The organism is Polaribacter sp. Z014, from assembly GCF_023555435.1.
Taxonomy (GTDB): domain Bacteria; phylum Bacteroidota; class Bacteroidia; order Flavobacteriales; family Flavobacteriaceae; genus Polaribacter.
In genome coordinates, this window is record NZ_JALCZP010000080.1 from 1 (window position 1) to 1,381 (window position 1,381).

The 1,381-nt window shown below is 30.7% G+C and carries 1 protein-coding gene; it reads left to right on the forward strand.

Annotated elements, in window-relative coordinates; all coding sequences use genetic code 11:
- Positions 1 to 304 precede the first annotated feature (304 nt).
- A complete protein-coding gene (gene ypfJ, locus MPF19_RS18980) occupies positions 305 to 1,207 on the forward strand; it encodes a KPN_02809 family neutral zinc metallopeptidase (RefSeq protein ID WP_249989845.1) in 903 nt (300 codons plus the stop codon).
- Positions 1,208 to 1,381 lie beyond the last annotated feature (174 nt).

Here is a 1,381-nt window from a genome sequence, read left to right on the forward strand (position 1 = left end):
TCAGGATAAACATCTAATTTTAACCAAAAAATTAACCGCTTAATTAATAATCGAAATTTAAAAGATTACTCTTGTTTTATAGGGGTCAAAACACAAAACCAATCTCTATTAAAAGAACCAACAAAAAAATTCATATTAAGTATAAGTTTAAATTTAAAGGGTTTTATGATGTTCATCTTCTATATAAAAAACAAGTAATTGCAACGTACACCTTTAAAGTGGGGCACTAAATAGTATTTTCTTTTATACCGAATGATATCAACTAAAAAATAAACAGTAAATTTATCTTTTTAAAGATAAAAATATGAAGTGGAAAGGAAATAGAAAAAGTTCTAATGTAGAAGATAGAAGAGGCGCATCATCTGGTAGCAGTTCTGGAGGGTTTTTAAGCGGAGGAATGGGAAAACTATTAATTCCTTTAGTTTTAAAGTTAGTTACTTCTAAAAAAGGACTAATAATTGTAGCTATTGTTTTAGGTGTTATGTATTTTACAGGAAATAATCCTTTAAATTTTCTTACAGGAAACACCAATAATCAAATACAATCTTCATCTACCTACAAAGGAACCGCAAAAGAAAATGAGTTGGCAGATTTTAGTGCTACCATTTTAGCGAATACAGAAGATATTTGGAATCAAATAATACCAAACTACAGAGAGCCAACTTTAGTTCTATTTTCTGGATCTGTAAATTCTGCTTGCGGAAGTGCTTCTAGCTCTACAGGGCCTTTTTACTGCCCAGGTGATGAAAAACTATATATCGATTTAAGTTTTTTTGAAGAAATGGAAAGAAAACTAAATGCTCCTGGAGATTTTGCACAGGCTTATGTAATTGCTCATGAAGTAGGACATCACATTCAGAATATTACAGGAATGAATAAAAAAGTACAACAAATGAGAGGTCGTGTTAGTCAGACCGAATACAATAAATACTCTGTAATGTTAGAGCTCCAAGCAGATTTTTATGCAGGTGTTTGGGCCCATCACTCTCAAAAAATTAATAAAATGATGGAACAAGGTGATTTAGAAGAAGCACTAAACGCAGCACATGCTATTGGAGATGATAGACTGCAAAAAAACTCTACTGGAAAAGTTGTCCCAGATTCTTTTACACATGGTACTTCTGCCCAAAGAATGCGTTGGTTTAAAATAGGTTTTGATACAGGCGATGTAAATCAAGGTGACACTTTTAACGCGAGTTCTTTGTAATTTTTACATAATTTTTTTTCACAAAAAAAGCTTCAGATAAATTCTGAAGCTTTTTTGTTATCTATAAAGAGTAAGTTATTGGCACTGTCTCATAAAGTGTGTAAGTTTTAAAATCTCAGGTTAATTAATTAACCTGAGATTTTTTTATTAATTTTAAATTTTACATACTTATGA